Below are 17,537 nucleotides of genomic sequence, written 5' to 3' on the forward strand. Positions count from 1 at the left end.
TTTATGGACTATATACCAAACATTCTCTTTGCCGCTATCCTAATTTTGGGTATTGGTTATTTTACAAAAAATATAAAACGATTAACCCGAAACATAAAATTAGGTAAAGCCGTAGATACCAGTAATAATAAATCTGAGCGCTGGCAAAATATGGCCAGGATAGCTCTGGGGCAAAGTAAAATGGTAAGGCGTCCAATCGCTGGTATTCTCCACATTATAGTTTATGTAGGTTTTGTAATTATAAATATAGAAGTCCTAGAAATTATTATCGATGGTCTTTTTGGGACACATCGTATAGGTACAACGGTTTTACCAGAATCAGTTTATGGATTTTTAATTGGTAGTTTTGAAATTTTGGCTGTTTTGGTCTTAATTACTGTGGTTATATTTTGGCTACGTAGAAATGTAATTAAGCTTAAGCGCTTTTTAAGTGCCGAAATGAAAGGTTGGCCCAAAAGCGATGGTAATATTATATTATATTTTGAAGTTGTTTTAATGTGTTTATTTTTAGTAATGAATGCTACTGACATCTCTTTTCAGAACATGGCTTCTGGTAATATTATATCAAAATTCATAGCACCATGGTTCAATGGTTTTTCACCCGAAGCACTTCATATTATAGAAAGAACAGCATGGTGGTTACATATTATTGGTATTTTAATCTTTTTAAATTATTTATACTTTTCCAAACACTTACATATACTTTTAGCATTTCCAAACACGTATTTAGGAAGTGTAGAGCCTAAAGGAAAATTTAATAATCTAGAGGCTGTAACTAATGAGGTAAAGCTTATGATGGATCCTAATGCAGATCCATTTGCAGCGCCAGCAGAAGGTACGGAAGACGAAGTGCCAGAGAAATTTGGTGCCAGCGATGTTATGGATTTAGACCAAGTTCAGCTTTTAAACGCCTATACCTGTACGGAATGTGGGCGCTGCACATCTGCGTGTCCTGCTAATCTAACAGGTAAGAAATTGTCTCCTCGTAAAATTATGATGGATACACGCGATCGCTTAGAAGAAGTAGGTAAAAACATAGATGCTAATAAGGGTGAATTTAAAGACGATGGAAAACAACTTTTAGGGGATTACATCACAAACGAAGAGCTTTGGGCTTGTACCACATGTAATGCTTGTGTAGAAGAATGTCCTGTGAGTATAAATCCATTATCTATAATTTTAGACATGAGACGTTATTTAGTAATGGAACAAAGTGCTGCACCAATGGAACTCAATACTATGATGACTAATATAGAAAATAACGGAGCGCCTTGGCCTTATAACCAAATGGATCGCCTTAATTGGAAGGATGACTAAAATTTATGACTATGAGCGAACAACTTAAAGTACCAACAATGGCAGAATTTATGGCAGAAGGTAAACAGCCCGAAATCTTATTTTGGGTAGGTTCTGCTGGTAGCTATGATGATAGAGCAAAAAAAATAACCAAAGCATTTGTAAAAATTCTTAATAAAGCCAAGGTCGATTTTGCTGTTTTAGGAACAGAAGAAAGCAATACGGGAGATTTGGCAAAGCGTGCAGGTAACGAATTTTTGTTTCAAATGCAGGCTATGATGAACATTGAAGTGCTTAATGCTTATGATATAAAGCGCATAGTAACTTGCGATCCGCACTCATATAATTGCCTTAAGAATGAATACCCGAGTTTAGGTGGAAAGTATGAGGTTATTCACCATACACAGTACATTAAAGAGTTGTTTAATAATGGAAGATTAGCTGTAACTGGCGATACGTATAAAGGAAAGCGTATAACGTTTCATGATCCGTGTTATCTCGGTAGAGCCAATTCAGAATATGACGCACCTAGAGATGTATTAAAAAAAACCAATGCTAATCTTGTAGAAATGAAACGTCATAAAAGTACCGCATTATGTTGTGGTGCTGGTGGAGCACAAATGTTTAAAGAGCCAGAAAAAGGGGATATGGACATTAATATTCTAAGAACTCAAGATGCTCTTGAGACGCAACCAGATATTATTGCCACAGGTTGTCCTTATTGCAATACCATGATGAGTGATGGTGTTAAGTTTAATGAAAAGGAAGAAAGTATTAAAGTATTAGATATCGCAGAGCTTATAGCCAACAGTTAATTATTATTTTATGATAAAACATTTTACACTATTTATTGGTTTATTAATTACAATGGCGTTTAGTGCGCAAAACAGATCTAAGCAAGAGGTTGCAGAACTCATGGCAGATGATACATGCAAGTGTATATCTAAGAAAAAGTTTAAAAAGTCCGATCCTGCCGATGAAAAAGAAATGGCATTAGGCCTTTGTTTAATTACAAGTTTTAACGAGCACAAATCAAAGTCTAAATACTACAGTAATAAAACTTTAGCAGATATAGAGTCCATTGGTGAAGATGTAGGGTTTATAATGGCTTCAAAATGTGCAAACGACTTCTTATCTATTTTTTCTTCTGAAGAACTTGTGAATATTATAGACGATAGCGATAACGATATAAGCATTAACAGTACCCTTGATGAAGCACTCACCATCGAAGTAGATTTGTTAAGTATGAGTAATGACGCCATTTCTTATATAACAACTAAAGATGATTTTGATAAAACACATACATTTTTAATCTTAGATACGTTTGAAGGGTATGAGTTATTAAAGAAATCTAACTTTAATAAAGCCTTTAAAATAACGTTTAAAGAAATTGAAGTCTTTGATTTAAGCGAAAAGCAGTACATTATAAAAAAGGTGTTGACTGGGTTAGAAATGATTTAAAACCTATGCCATGGCTTTATTTTCGAATATTCAGATTGATGTAGAATCTTTACCAAAATCAGATCAATTGGTATTAGTTCCTATTTCTCATACATACTTTAAAATCATAATACTAAACTGTATAATAGCCTATGCCGTTTTAATTGGAGCATTATCCATATTCAACATCTTTTCGGAAGATTATATCATAAATAGCCTTTTTTGGTTTCTATTAGGATTTTTAGTGGTTCTTTTTTTTATATCACTTGGGTTTGGCTATTTAAGTTTTAAAAAACGTAAGTATGCGTTTAGAGAAGAAGATATCACCTCTAGCCAAGGTTACTTGGTACATAAAATTGTAACCTTACCGTATAACAGAATACAGCATATTGAAATTACACGTACGTTTATAGCGAGAAAACTGGGACTCTCAACATTGAAAATTTATTCCGCAGGAGAATCGGGTGGTGATGTTGCGATTAAAGGCTTACCAAAAGCGGTTGCTGAAAATCAGTATGCCTTTTTAACTAAAATTATAAATGAACGGCTATAATTTTGAGCAACCTTCAAGACAATCCATTAAAGGGATCATCGTCATTTTTGGGGTAACCGCATACAAAATTATTAAGGGTACTATAGTAGTCATTGCAGTATTTCTATTAAAGTACATACGAAGCGATAAGAACATTGATTTTTTGAGTTTTAAGACGGTAGGTATTTCTATTTCAATAATTCTGCTGTTTCTAATTATTGCTTTCCTCAAATACCTCAATTTTCAATTTTATGTTAAAGACGATCACTTCTTCTTGAAAAAAGGAATTTTTAATAAAGAAGAAATATCCGTAGCGAGTTCAAAAATTCAGAATGTTTATATTAAACAAAACCTTTTGCAGCAGTTAATAAATGTGGTTTCACTTTCTATTGAAACGGCTGGTGACGATAAAACCGAAATAGAAATCTTAGCGCTTCCAAAGGTTAAGGCCAATGCATTAAAAGCCTATTTACTACAATCTAAAGCGCATAATGATCGCTTGAATACCAATAGTTTAGAAGAAGCTGTGTTTTATAAAGCCTCTGTTAAAAAACTGTTTTTAGAAGGTATAAGCGAAAATCATTTTAAAAGTTTTGTGTTAATTTTTGCGTTTATCATTGGTATTTATAACGATGTTAAAGCGTTTGTTGAACAGCTTGATCTTAATGCGGTTTTTGGATCTTGGTTTCAATTAGACGAAGAATCTCTAGTGGGACTTTTACTCTTTAACATCTCCATTGTAGTCGCTTTGTTCATTATTTCTTTTTTGTTTTCGCTGGTAATGATGTTCATTAAAAATTTTAAGTTAACCGTTAAGCAAAAAGAGGAAGGTTTAGAAATTTCAAAAGGACTTTTTAATAAAATCAACTTAGCATTATCGGCTAGCCGAATTCAGAACACCACAATCTATACCAATAAGCTAAAACAGGTTTTTGGGCTTTATAAATTAAGCTTTACGCAAGCTATGGCGAATAAAAAGCAACAGCGTAACTTTAATATTGTTGGTTTAAATCGAGGTCAGATTTCAGAGTTACTACATCAGTTTTATCCAAAAGTTGAAGGGCAAATTATTAAGAATAGGCCTAATATTTACATGCTTTATCGTTTGGTTTTAATGAGTACTGTTATGCTCGTAATTATAAATGTGCTTTTATTTTTTTGGTCAAAATTGTTCTTGCTTATTAATATTCCACTAATACTTTATTTAGCGGCTAATGCGTTTTACACTTACAAAAAATCATACTATCATTTAGATAACGAATATATTGCCATTGGTGGAGGGCGATTGATTGATACCACAACGTCGTTTTTAGAAATTAAGAAAACCCAAGCTGTGAGTTTAAATCAAACCCTATTTCAAAAACAAAGAGGACTAGCTTCTGTAACTATTTATTCCGCGTCCAAATCTGTAACCATACCGCATATTAATTTAGCTGATGCGTATAGGGTTAAGGATTACTTACTGTATAAGGTAGAACACGAAAATAAAAATTGGATGTAATGCCTTATTTTTGTAATTCTAAATTTGAGACATGTTAGTAGAATTTGATACGTTACCAGAAGAATCTCGTGTTTGGATATACCAAGCAAACCGTTCTTTTTCTGAAGAAGAGCTAGAAGAAATCAAATCTAAGTTAAATAAGTTTGTAGAGGTATGGACAGCTCACGGAAAAGATTTACAGGCAGGCTATAAAATAGTTTATAAGCGATTTATAGTTATTGCGTTAAATGAAAACTTAAATAATGCCACAGGCTGTTCCATAGATGCTTCCGTACATTTTATACAACAACTAGAGCAAGATTATAAAGTAGACTTAATGGATAAAATGAATGTGTCCTTTAAGCAGGGTGAGTTTGTGGCTTACAAGCCATTATTGGAATTCAAGAAAATGGCCAAAAACAATTCAGTTTCAAAAAATACAATTGTTTTTAATAATTTGGTTACCAATATAGCGGAATTTAAAGAGAATTGGGAAGTGCCTGCAAAAGAGAGTTGGCATAGTCGATTTATTAAGCCTTAACGTCTTTTAAAGTATTCTTAGATTTTGCTATAAATTATTGGTGATTTTTCATGTTCAATAATTTTTATTTATCAAGCAGAATAACCATTTTTACCAATCTTAAATTATACATTAACTGTGGCAACAGATATTTTTTTATTAAACATTTCAGGACAAGATAAACCTGGTTTAACCTCTAGTCTTACAAGTGTTTTAGCTGAGTACGATGCTAAAATATTAGATATTGGTCAGGCTAACATTCATGATACTTTGTCCTTAGGTATTTTATTTGAAATTAAATCTGGTAAGACATCCGCAGCCGTATTAAAAGATTTATTGTTTAAGGCTTACGAGTTAGGGATTACAGCAAAGTTTTCACCAATTACTTTAAAAGATTACGAAGGTTGGGTAGGCATGCAAGGCAAACACCGTTACATTGTTACAATTTTAGGAGAAAAACTTGCAGCACAGCAAATTTCTGAGGTTACCAAAGTTATTTCTGAAAAGAACTTAAATATAGATTCTATAAAGCGTTTAACAGGAAGAATGTCTTTAGTAAAAGAAGAAGATTACCAAAGAGCTTCTATACAATTATCCATAAGGGGAGAAATAAACGACAAGGCGGAATTTACTTCAAAATTTATGGAAATTTCCAAAGCATTAGATGTTGATATTGCCTTCCAAGAAGATACCATGTTTAGACGTAATAGAAGATTGGTTTGTTTTGATATGGATTCTACCTTAATACAAACCGAAGTTATTGATGAGTTGGCAGAACGCGCTGGTGTAGGAGCGCAAGTAAAAGCCATTACAGAATCTGCCATGCAAGGAGAGATAGACTTTAATCAGAGTTTTAAACAACGCATGAAGCTTCTAAAAGGCTTGTCTGAAGAGGTTTTAAAAGATGTTGCAGAACAACTGCCTATTACTAAAGGTGCAAAACGTCTCATAGATACTTTGCATTACTATGGTTATAAAACGGCCATACTATCTGGTGGTTTTACCTATTTTGGGCATTACCTTCAAAAAAAGTTAGATATTGATTATGTTTTTGCCAATCAATTAGAAATTAAAGATGGTGCACTTACAGGTGGTTATCTTGGAGATATCGTTGATGGCAATAAAAAAGCAGAATACTTGCAACTATTAGCCGATAAAGAAGGCATAGATATTGGGCAAACCATAGCCGTTGGTGATGGAGCTAATGATCTGCAGATGTTAAATTTAGCAGGCTTAGGTATTGCGTTTCATGCCAAGCCTAAGGTAAAAGATAATGCCCAAAGTGCTATTTCTAGTATAGGTTTAGATGGTGTATTGTACTTATTAGGATACCACGATCGTCATATAGATCTTTTAAATGAGTAATTTTAAACGGTTAATTACGTCATTTATAAAAGTATCATAAAGTCTTTTTACTTCATGTTAATTATGCTAATTTGGCATAATATTCGTTGATACTAAATAAATTTCAATAATTATTCATGCGGTATTTGTCCCTTATTCTTTTCTGCTTTTGCATAAATTTAAGTTTTTCACAGGTTGTTGTAAAAAATCCTCTTACTGCTAAAGATGCTGTAAAGCAAGCGCAGTGGGTAGATAGTGTTTATACCTCACTGTCTACAGAAGAGCGCATAGGTCAGTTGTTTATGGTACAAGTAATGTCTAAAAACAACGACGCTCAGAATGCAAAAATTATAAACCTTATAAAAAAGCAACATATTGGAGGTGTTATTTACTCAACAGGCGGACCGTATAGGCAAGCTAAATTAAATAACAAACTACAATCGGTTTCTAACATTCCATTATTGGTAGGTATGGATGCAGAATGGGGCTTAAGTATGCGTTTAGATTCTACCTATGCTTTTCCTTGGAATATGACCCTTGGTGCTATTAAAGATAACAGTCTTGTTGAGCAGACTGGACGGCAAATTGGTGAACATTGCAAACGCTTAGGCGTTCATTTCAACTTTGCACCAGTTGTAGATATTAATACAAATCCAAAAAACCCAATCATTGGCAACCGATCTTTTGGAGAAGACAGAGATAATGTCACCGAAAAAGGATTAGCGTTTATGAAAGGAATGCAATCAGCAGGTGTGTTAGCCAATGCTAAGCATTTTCCAGGGCATGGAGATACAGAAGCCGATTCACACAAAACCTTACCTACAGTATCGTTTAGTGAATCGCGAATTGATTCTGTAGAATTATACCCTTATCGCCAGCTCATTAAAGAAGGATTATCTAGTGTAATGGTAGCACATTTAAATGTACCGAGTTTAGAAACCAGAAAAGGCTTTCCGTCCTCATTATCTAAACACATTGTCACAGATATTTTAAAAGATTCTTTAGGGTTTAAAGGACTCATTTTTACAGATGCCTTAACCATGAAGGGTGCCGCCGACTATATAGCTAGAGGTGTAAATGGTAGTTCTTCCAAAACCAGTAATACAGGAGGGGAAATTGATCTCATGGCTTTTTTAGCAGGAAATGACGTCATGCTAATGTCTGAAAATACTGAAAAGGGAGTCGCTAAATTTAAAGAAGCCTACAACAATGGTGTTATAACAGAAGAGCGTTTAGCACATTCAGTAAAGAAGATTTTAAGTGCTAAATATAAGGTTGGTTTGCATCAGTATACTCCCGTTGAGCTCAGTAATTTAAAAAACGATCTTAATAGAATAAAAGACGACCTGCTCTATGAAACACTAATGGAACAGGCTATTACTGTGGTTAAAAATAAAAACAAATTACTACCATTACGAGATCTTGAAACAAAAACTATAGCGTATGTAGATTTTGGTGATGCAGAAGGTTCACATTTTTATACGACACTAAAAAAATATACAAAAGTTCATCATATAAAGGCGGAAAATCTTAGTAATCTGCTCGGTAAATTACAAAATTATAATACGGTAATCATTGGGTTTCATAAATCTAACGATAACCCTTGGAAAGGCTATAAATTCACTCAAAAGGAATTAGCGTGGCTTTACGAAATAAGCAGAACAAACACGGTTATTTTAGATGTTTTTGCCAGACCTTACGCCTTAAACGATTTAAGCTCAATAGAGAATATAGAAAGTATTGTAATGAGCTACCAAAATAGTAAAATCACTCAAGAAAAATCAGCACAATTAATTTTTGGAGCCATAGGAGCTAAAGGAAAATTACCAGTAAGTGCTGGGCCATACTTTCCATTAGGAACTGGCGAACGTTTTAATTCGTTAATGAATTTAGGCTATGGCCTCCCAGAAAGTGTTGGTATGGATTCTCACAAATTAACCAAGTTAGATTCTGTGGCAAATTATGCAGTCGGTAAGCGTATGACACCAGGTATTCAGTTATTGGTTGCAAGAAAGGGTAAGGTTATTTACAATAAAAACTTTGGCTATCATACCTATGCTAAAAAGAATAAAGTAGATTATAACGATATTTATGATGTAGCTTCATTAACAAAGATTTTAGCAACCCTACCTGTGGTTATGGAGTTAGAGGAGCAAGGTTCAATATCATTAGATTCTAAAATCGGGAATTTACTACCGTATTTTAAAAATTCAAACAAAAAAAATATTACGTTAAAAAAAATGCTCTCACACTATGCACAGTTGAGACCATGGGTTCCGTTTTATTATAAGACATTAGACACAGTAACCAAAAAACCAGATCCTAAGTATTATAGAACAAGCCGTAATGGTAATTTTAATGTAGAAGTTACAAATAAATTGTTTCTACGCAGTGATTATAAAGATTCCATTCAAAAAATTATAAAAGAAACAGAATTACTATCGCGTTTAAGGTACCGTTATAGTGATTTGCCCTACTATTTGTTAAAAGAGTATTTAGAGGGGTTTTATGATAAATCTCTACACGAAATAACTCAAGATCGCTACTACCGGTCGTTGGGTGCTAATTATACCACTTACAATCCTAGGAAATCATTTAGTTTACAAAATATTGTGCCGACAGAGGTCGATAATTACTTTAGACATGCTAAAGTCCATGGTTATGTGCACGATATGGGTGCGGCAATGCAAGGAGGTATTGGTGGGCATGCAGGTATTTTTAGTAATGCTAATGATGTGGCTAAGATTATGCAAATGTATTTGCAAAAAGGGTTTTATGGCGGCAAGCGCTATTTTAAACCAGAAACTATTGACAAATTTAATACCTGCCACTATTGTAGTAATGATAATAGGAGAGGTGTAGGTTTTGATAAACCACAACTTGGCGAAGACGGTCCAACCTGTGGTTGCCTTTCTATGAATAGTTTTGGGCATTCTGGTTTTACAGGGACGTATGCATGGGCAGATCCTGATGAAGAAATTATTTATATATTTTTAGCCAATAGAACGTATCCTGAAGCTGGTAAAAATTTACTCTTGCGAGAAAATATAAGAACAGAGATTCAGCGTTTCATTTATGAAGCGATAATCGATTAAAGCGTTTTTATATAATTCGTTAAAAAATATTAAAATTTAAACCTAACCATTTAAAAAGTATAATTTTAACCGCACTAAATTATAACGTCTAAATGAAAATAGGGATTGTATGTTATCCTACCTTTGGAGGCAGTGGAGTTGTAGCCACAGAATTAGGAATAGAGCTTTCTAAACGTGGTCATGAAATTCATTTTATAACCTACAGTCAGCCAGTTAGATTAGAATTACTAAGTAAGAATATACACTTCCACGAAGTGCATGTGCCAGAATATCCATTGTTTCTATATCAGCCCTACGAATTAGCTTTATCAAGTAAATTAGTAGACATGGTAAAACTGCATAATATTGAATTATTACACGTACATTATGCCATACCACATGCATACGCAGCTTATATGGCACAGCAAATGTTACTAGACGAAAGCATAAAAGTACCTATAGTAACCACTTTACACGGCACAGATATAACATTAGTTGGGAGTCACCCTTTTTATAAACCAGCAGTAACGTTTAGTATCAATAAATCGGATGCTGTAACTTCAGTTTCGGAAAGTTTAAAGCGAGACACAAAGCGACTTTTTAATATCGCAAAAGATATTTATGTTGTACCAAATTTTATTGATATAGAAAAGCATGTGCATGGTTTTACGGATTGTCAGCGAGAAATTATGGCAGACGACGATGAGCTTATTATAACACACATAAGTAATATGCGCGAGGTAAAACAAATACCAGATGTCATTAAAATTTTCTATAATATTCAAAAATCATTACCTGCAAAACTTATGATGGTAGGCGAGGGACCAGAGAAAGAAGGTGCAGAACGCTTGGCCGAAGAGTTGGGTATAAAGCATAGAATAGTATTCTTTGGAAATAGTAATGAAATTGACAGAATATTATGTTTTAGTGATTTGTTTTTGTTGCCTTCTAAAACTGAAAGTTTTGGACTTGCGGCTTTAGAAGCTATGGCGAGTGGTGTACCTGTAATTTCTACAAATTCAGGAGGCTTGCCAGAGGTTAATGAAGATGGTTTTTCTGGGTATTTAAGTGATGTTAATGCTGTTGAGGATATGTCTAACAATGCCATTAAAATCTTATCGGATGTTGATACATTAAATAGGTTTAAAGCTAATGCTAAAGCACAATCCAAAAAATTTAGCATTCATAATGTTGTGCCACAATACGAAAAAATTTACGAGGAAGCCCTGAGAAAGTTTTTAAGTACTAATTAAACCAAACTGCATAACCTTCGCGTCTTAACTCTAGGGCAATGCCTTTTTCTGCTTCAATAGCTTCTTTTCTGTTTAAAAATGGATCGATATGATTGTAAAGACTAGGTCTTAAGTAGAGTCCGTACGTTTCTACAATATTAGAAGATAGTTTGTGTCCTTTAGAATTACGGTAACCTGTTTTATGTTGGTTAAATCGTTCTTTCGGACTTTTACTGGTCATGCCAACATAAAGACATTCTAAAACACCATTATATTGCGGATTCGCAAGCCTAAATTTTTTATTCTCAGTATAAATCCGTTTGGATAATTCTACAACATATATACGGTAAAGTCTCTTAGGCATCAATAGTAATTTATGATTTAACTAATTTACTTTTTTATTGGAAACAATCATATTTTATGATGTCATTCATAAAATAATTCTCAACATTTTAGTTATAAGTTTAATGCGTTTAGTAAATTTATAGGCTATGGACGCATTGGATCAATTGCTCAGTGATTTTTCATCATTAGCTTGGGGATTACCCTTGTTAATTTTATTAATTGGTGGCGGGTTGTATCTGTTGATACGTTCAAGATTTCTCCCGTTTAGATATTTAGGGCATGCCATTTCTGTTTTAAGAGGTAAATATGATAACCCTAACGATTTAGGACAAATTTCACACTTTCAGGCCTTAACAACAGCGCTTTCGGCAACAGTTGGTATGGGCAATATAGCTGGTGTTGCAGTGGCCATTTCCATAGGTGGACCTGGTGCGGTTTTTTGGATGTGGATTAGTGCCGTAGTAGGAATGTCCACCAAGTTTTTTACCTCAACCTTGGCTATTCTTTACAGAGGCAAGGATAGTGCTGGCGAAATCCAAGGCGGACCTATGTATTTTATTGTTGAAGGTTTGGGTAAAAACTGGAAACCCTTAGCCATTTTTTTTAGTTGTTGTGGCTTAATTGGAGCATTACCAGTGTTTAATGTTAATCAACTCACCCAAGCATTAAATGATATTTTGTTACGTCCTAATGGAGTAGAGGTTAGTTTGTTTTCAAATTTAATTATAGGCTTCGTATTGGTAAGCATAACGGCTTTAGTAATCTTAGGAGGCATAAAGCGTATAGGAATTGTAGCCTCTAAACTCGTTCCTAGTATGGTGGTCTTATATTTTGTTTTTGTTCTTATAATTTTAATAGCACATCGAAATGATTTAGGGTATTACATAAAGCTCATCTTCACAGATGCTTTTGCTGCTAATTATTATCCGAAAGACGACACTTTTATGGGAGGAGTTTTGGGTGCTTTGATTTTACATGGGATTAAACGTGGCGCATTTTCTAACGAGGCAGGTATTGGTACCGCACCTATGGCACATGGAGCAGCTAAAACTAATGCGCCTATTCGCGAGGGTTTGGTGGCTATGCTAGGTCCAGCAATAGATACCTTAGTAGTCTGCACCTTAACAGCGCTAGCGATTTTGGTTACTGGAGTGTGGGAAACAACAGCTAACAATGGCGTTAGTCTTACAGCGTCTGCTTTTAGTGCCGTTATGCCTGGGTATGGTAAATACGGTTTGCTCATTTGTATAACGGTTTTTAGTATGAGCTCTTTGTTTTCGTATGCCTACTATGGCACAAAGTGCATGTCTTTTTTATTTGGTACTCATAAAAAACACTATTATAATTATCTTTACATTACAAGTATATTGCTTGGCGCAACAACGAGTTTAAGTATGATGATTAATTTAATTGATGGTATATTTGCTTTAATGGCTATACCAACAATGATAGCCACCTTAATTTTAGCGCCCAAGGTTATTATAGAAGCAAAACAATATTTTGCTAAATTGAAATCAAACAAATTTTAGAATGAGTAACTACCACATAAAACAATTTGAAGAGTACTTTCAGGTTTATAAAAAATCAGTAACACAACCCGAACAATTTTGGGAAGAAATAGCAGAAGAACATTTCTATTGGAGAAAAAAATGGAATAAAGTTTTAAGTTGGGATTTTGCAAAACCCGAAATTAAATGGTTTGAAGGAGCACAACTAAACATTACAGAAAACTGTTTAGACAGACATTTACACTCTAGAGCTCATAAAACAGCCATTTTATTTGAGCCTAACAATCCTAACGAACCAGCAGAGCATATTACTTATAAACAGTTACACGAGCGTGTATGCAGGTTTGCTAATGTTTTAAAAGAACAAGGGATAAACAAAGGGGATCGTGTGTGTATTTATTTACCAATGATTCCAGAACTTGCCGTTTCAGTTTTGGCCTGTGCTAGGATTGGAGCCATTCATTCTGTGGTCTTTGCAGGCTTTTCGGCAACGGCATTATCAACCCGTATTAACGACTGCGACGCCAAGATGGTGATTACCTCAGACGGTTCGTATCGTGGAGCTAAAACTATAGATTTAAAAGGTATTGTAGATGAAGCCTTAGAAGACTGTAATGGTGTAACATCCGTATTGGTTGCAAAACGAATCCATTCAGAAATTAACATGAAAGAAGGCCGTGACCATTGGTTGCAACCCCTTTTAGATGAAGCCTATAAAGATTATACGGCAGAGATTATGGATGCTGAAGATCCTTTGTTCATTCTATATACGTCTGGTTCTACCGGAAAACCAAAAGGGATGATGCATACCTGCGGTGGTTATATGGTTTATACGGCATATACGTTTAAAAATGTCTTTCAATATCGCGAGGAGGATGTGTATTGGTGTACAGCAGATATAGGCTGGATTACAGGTCACAGTTACATTGTTTACGGCCCATTAGCCAATGGAGCAACAACAGTAATGTTTGAAGGTGTACCGAGTTATCCCGATTATGGACGTTTTTGGGACATTGTAGAAAAGCATAAAGTGTCGCAATTTTACACCGCACCAACGGCTATAAGAGCGTTAGCTAAGCAAGGAAATGCCTTTGTAGAAAAACACGATTTATCCTCTCTTAAAGTGTTAGGTACAGTTGGAGAGCCCATAAATGAAGAAGCTTGGCACTGGTACAATGAAAATATAGGCAAGAAGAAAAGCCCAATAGCAGATACATGGTGGCAAACCGAAACTGGCGGTATTATGATTTCGCCAATTCCATTTTGTACACCAACAAAACCAACGTATGCGACCTTACCATTTATAGGTGTTCAACCCACTTTAATGAACGAAAAAGGTGAAGAAATAAAAGGGAACCAAGTGGAAGGACGTTTATGTATTAAATACCCTTGGCCATCCATAGCACGCACTATTTGGGGCAATCACCAACGCTATAAAGACACCTATTTTTCTGCGTATGATAATATGTATTTTACAGGTGATGGCGCATTACGAGATGAAGTCGGCTATTACAGAATTACAGGACGTGTAGATGATGTTATTATAGTCTCTGGGCATAACTTAGGCACCGCACCAATAGAGGATGCTATAAATGAACACCAAGCAGTAGCAGAGTCTGCCATAGTTGGTTTTCCGCACGATGTTAAGGGTAATGCCTTATACGGTTATGTTACACTTAAGGGCAGCAGCGAAGGTAGAAACCAAGATAATTTACGACAAGAAATCAATCAGCTGATTACCGATCGTATTGGGCCTATAGCAAAACTCAATAAAATTCAGTTTGTAGAAGGCTTACCAAAAACACGCTCAGGTAAAATTATGCGTCGTATTTTACGTAAAATCGCAGCCAGTGAGATGGATCAGTTGGGAGATACAAGTACCTTGTTGAATCCTGAAGTGGTGCAGCGTATTATAGATGATAGATTGTAATTTTTTATATCTTTATATAGCATTATTGATTAACATCCTTAAAATCGTCTCAAGGTTACAAAGTTCAAAAGTCTATTTAGTGTATGGTCCTCTTGAGAGGACTTTAGAGGTGTAATTTTAAAAAGGATTACAGCATAATTCTAATCCATTCTAATCAATACTTTTATATCTTCACCAAAACAAAAAATCCAAATGCTCAAAGCCGTACTCTTCGACATGGACGGTGTCATCGTTGATACAGAACCACTACACCGCAAAGCCTATTTTAAAATGTTTAGCGATGTGCAAATTACGGTTGACGAAGCCTTGTACACTTCATTCACAGGGCAATCGACGATAAATATCTGCAAACGCTTGGTGAGCCATTTTGGTTTAAGCTACACACCAGAATATCTAGTAACATTAAAACGCCAACATTTTAAATATCTGTTTAAAAATGATACCGACTTAGCCTTGATAGATGGTGTGCTGGATTTAATAAAAGACTACCATGCCAATGGGCTAAAGTTGGTGGTGGCATCCTCAGCTTCAATGCCTAATATTAATCGCATTTTTAAGCGTTTTGATTTAGACCAGTATTTCATAGGCAAGTTTAGTGGAGCGGATTTAAAGCAATCCAAGCCACACCCAGAAATTTTTACCAAAGCAGCAGCGCATACAGGTTTCTCAAAGGCAGATTGTATGGTTATTGAAGACTCTACCAATGGCATAAGAGCGGCACATGCTGCTGGCATCTTCTGTACTGCGTTTAAAAGTGTGCATTCTACAGGGCAAGATTATAGTTTGGCCAATTTGGTGATTGCTGATTATAAAGCGATTAGCTACAGTAATCTTTTAAATCTTGTTTAATTCTAATTCTTCGAAGCACTTATTTTAACAGTTTACAGATTTTTTCAGGTTGTTTACCTAATTAATAACCAGTGTGTTATCAAGTTGTTTAATTTAAATTATAATTCCCGTCAAACCGTTCCTTTAAACGGATAAGAACTTACATAATTCGTTGTTGACTGCGCAATAGAGACAATATACCCATTATTGGGTATGATTTGCTATGTGGTGCATTTATAATTTTGAGTATTAATCAATTAAATTATATGGATTATGAAAAACACATTAACTACATTAATTTTATTCTGTTACTGTATTCTAGCTTTTGGCCAATCATCAAAAATTTATAAAGATAAGGTTCATAGATTTAAGTTTGGTACGGAAGTAACAGAGTGTGATTTTCAAGGCAATCCCTATTTATTGTTAGAAGATGAAGATGATGAACGGACAATTCCAAAAATCATGATTGCTCAAAAAGGATGGGAGTTTGAAATTGATAAAATTTTAGATGACAAGATTATAATAACTTTTATTAACTGGACAAGTATCTGGCGATGAAAGTAATCAAGAGATGCTTATACAAAGAAATTTGGCATACGTAAGAACTGATGATGGTGAACAGAACTTCTTTTCTATAAGTAAAAAAGACTTTGATACCTACACGGAAGTTATACCAGCAATGATTGATATTGAATTTGGTACTGTGACTATACCAATTAAAATTAGAACAGGTAATGGTGATAACGTACCATTGGATTTTTATGGTAATTTTAATGCAGGTATAGGGTTGAATTTTAAAGTTAGGAAGTTTGTTAGTCTCTATTCTGGTATTAGCATTACCTCAGTTCCAGTAGATAGTGAAACTACTAATGGTAATATTACTTCGGCTACTAATGCAGCGGCATTAACACCAACCATTGGTCTTATAAAAGATATAGATCGTGTACAATTTGGCTTATTTATGGGCTTTGACTTTCTTGCAAGAGACTTGGGTAAAAATTGGATTTATCAAGGGAGAAGATAGTTTGGAATTGGTATTGGCTATAATATTTTTAGTATTAGTAAAGGACAATCTGATCCAAGTCCACAATAATAATTTTAGTTAAATAAGCCCTTGCACTCCCAAGGGCTTTTATTATCTTTAAATTCCCTTAATTAATAATAGCGACTCAGAACGAGACGCTTTATTTGTTTATAAAACTAAGAATGAATTTCGAACAAACCTTTAAAAATATAGACGACCTGCTTTACAAAGATTCAGGCGCAGATAGTGAATTAGATTACATTGGGCAAACCTCTTGGGTGATGTTCTTACGCTACTTGGACGAATTAGAACAAGACAAAGCAGACGAAGCCGAATTAAAAGGAGAAGACTACAAATTTATTTTAAATAAGGAATACCGTTGGCCAAATTGGGCAATGCCAAAAGATGCTGACGGAAAATTAGACCATCACGTAGCCTTAACAGGTCCAGATTTGGTGCAGTTTGTAGATGGTAAATTGTTTCCATATCTCGCAAAGTTTAAGCAAGAAGCAGATTCTGCAAACACGATTGAGTACAAGATTGGAGAAATATTTTCTGAACTGAAAAACAAAATCCAAAGCGGTTACAACTTACGTGAGATTTTAGAATATGCAGATGCGTTACCTTTTCGTGCTTCAACAGATAAGCACGAACTAAGCCACTTATACGAAACCAAGATTAAAAACATGGGAAATGCAGGTCGTAATGGTGGGCAATATTACACACCAAGGCCATTAATTCGTGCCATGATTAATGTGATTGATCCACAAATTGGAGAAAAAATTTACGATGGCGCAGCAGGTTCTTGTGGTTTCTTATGCGAAGCATACGAATACATGTATAAGCGCATGGAAAAAACAACCGACAATTTGAAGACCTTACAAGAAGAAACATTGTACGGAAAAGAAAAAAAGAATTTAGCGTACGTCATTGGGATTATGAATATGATTCTTCATGGTATTGAAGCCCCAAATATTATACATA

The 17,537-nt window shown here is 34.7% G+C and carries 16 protein-coding genes; 15 read left to right on the forward strand and 1 reads right to left on the reverse strand.

The genetic code is table 11. The features are described from left to right. The first annotated feature begins 3 nt into the window (after positions 1-3). From Q0800_RS07955 to bshA, 9 genes are all read left to right on the forward strand, one after another. On the forward strand, positions 4-1,317 hold the full coding sequence (locus Q0800_RS07955) for a (Fe-S)-binding protein (RefSeq protein ID WP_299128790.1): 1,314 nt from the start codon (positions 4-6) through the stop codon (positions 1,315-1,317). An 11-nt stretch (positions 1,318-1,328) separates the two neighbouring features. After that, positions 1,329-2,111: a (Fe-S)-binding protein gene (locus Q0800_RS07960; RefSeq protein WP_299128791.1), complete on the forward strand. Its 783-nt coding sequence runs from the start codon at positions 1,329-1,331 to the stop codon at positions 2,109-2,111. 10 nt (positions 2,112-2,121) lie between these two features. After that, positions 2,122-2,757: a hypothetical protein gene (locus Q0800_RS07965; protein ID WP_299128792.1), complete on the forward strand. Its 636-nt coding sequence runs from the start codon at positions 2,122-2,124 to the stop codon at positions 2,755-2,757. A 10-nt stretch (positions 2,758-2,767) separates the two neighbouring features. Further along, positions 2,768-3,289: a PH domain-containing protein gene (locus Q0800_RS07970; RefSeq protein ID WP_299128793.1), complete on the forward strand. Its 522-nt coding sequence runs from the start codon at positions 2,768-2,770 to the stop codon at positions 3,287-3,289. Then, on the forward strand, positions 3,276-4,769 hold the full coding sequence (locus Q0800_RS07975; protein WP_299128794.1) for a PH domain-containing protein: 1,494 nt from the start codon (positions 3,276-3,278) through the stop codon (positions 4,767-4,769). The genes Q0800_RS07970 and Q0800_RS07975 overlap by 14 nt, the downstream gene beginning before the upstream one ends. A gap of 31 nt (positions 4,770-4,800) precedes the next feature. Next, positions 4,801-5,289, forward strand: coding sequence for an ABC transporter ATPase (locus tag Q0800_RS07980; RefSeq protein WP_299128795.1), 489 nt, complete (start codon positions 4,801-4,803; stop codon positions 5,287-5,289). A gap of 117 nt (positions 5,290-5,406) precedes the next feature. After that, on the forward strand, positions 5,407-6,633 hold the full coding sequence (serB, locus tag Q0800_RS07985; protein WP_299128796.1) for a phosphoserine phosphatase SerB: 1,227 nt from the start codon (positions 5,407-5,409) through the stop codon (positions 6,631-6,633). Between the two features lie 116 nt (positions 6,634-6,749). After that, on the forward strand, positions 6,750-9,707 hold the full coding sequence (locus Q0800_RS07990) for a glycoside hydrolase family 3 N-terminal domain-containing protein (RefSeq protein ID WP_299128797.1): 2,958 nt from the start codon (positions 6,750-6,752) through the stop codon (positions 9,705-9,707). A gap of 92 nt (positions 9,708-9,799) precedes the next feature. Continuing rightward, positions 9,800-10,939, forward strand: a complete 1,140-nt coding sequence (bshA, locus tag Q0800_RS07995; protein WP_299128798.1) for an N-acetyl-alpha-D-glucosaminyl L-malate synthase BshA — start codon at positions 9,800-9,802, stop codon at positions 10,937-10,939. Here bshA and Q0800_RS08000 read toward each other — a convergent pair. Next, a complete protein-coding gene (locus tag Q0800_RS08000; protein WP_299128799.1) occupies positions 10,932-11,282 on the reverse strand; it encodes a ribose-5-phosphate isomerase in 351 nt (116 codons plus the stop codon). The genes bshA and Q0800_RS08000 overlap by 8 nt on opposite strands. Positions 11,283-11,409: 127 nt before the next feature. Here Q0800_RS08000 and Q0800_RS08005 point away from each other — a divergent pair, with 127 nt between their 5' ends. The 6 genes from Q0800_RS08005 to Q0800_RS08030 form a co-directional block, all read left to right on the forward strand. Further along, positions 11,410-12,792, forward strand: coding sequence for an alanine/glycine:cation symporter family protein (locus Q0800_RS08005; protein WP_299128800.1), 1,383 nt, complete (start codon positions 11,410-11,412; stop codon positions 12,790-12,792). Position 12,793: 1 nt separating this feature from the next. Next, the gene (acs, locus tag Q0800_RS08010) at positions 12,794-14,701 is read left to right on the forward strand and encodes an acetate--CoA ligase (RefSeq protein WP_299128801.1); all 1,908 of its coding nucleotides are present in this window, start codon (positions 12,794-12,796) and stop codon (positions 14,699-14,701) included. Positions 14,702-14,893: 192 nt separating this feature from the next. Beyond that, positions 14,894-15,550 carry an HAD family phosphatase gene (locus Q0800_RS08015; protein ID WP_299128802.1) on the forward strand — a complete coding sequence of 219 codons (657 nt, stop codon included), beginning with the start codon at positions 14,894-14,896 and terminating at the stop codon, positions 15,548-15,550. 252 nt (positions 15,551-15,802) lie between these two features. Beyond that, the gene (locus Q0800_RS08020) at positions 15,803-16,087 is read left to right on the forward strand and encodes a hypothetical protein (RefSeq protein WP_299128803.1); all 285 of its coding nucleotides are present in this window, start codon (positions 15,803-15,805) and stop codon (positions 16,085-16,087) included. A gap of 13 nt (positions 16,088-16,100) precedes the next feature. Next, a complete protein-coding gene (locus tag Q0800_RS08025; RefSeq protein WP_299128804.1) occupies positions 16,101-16,553 on the forward strand; it encodes a hypothetical protein in 453 nt (150 codons plus the stop codon). 182 nt (positions 16,554-16,735) lie between these two features. Next, positions 16,736-17,537: N-6 DNA methylase (locus tag Q0800_RS08030; protein WP_299128805.1), on the forward strand; the 802-nt coding region annotated here is incomplete at its 3' end.

Origin of the sequence: uncultured Winogradskyella sp. (assembly GCF_937958655.1) — a bacterium.
Taxonomy (GTDB): Bacteria; Bacteroidota; Bacteroidia; order Flavobacteriales; family Flavobacteriaceae; genus Winogradskyella.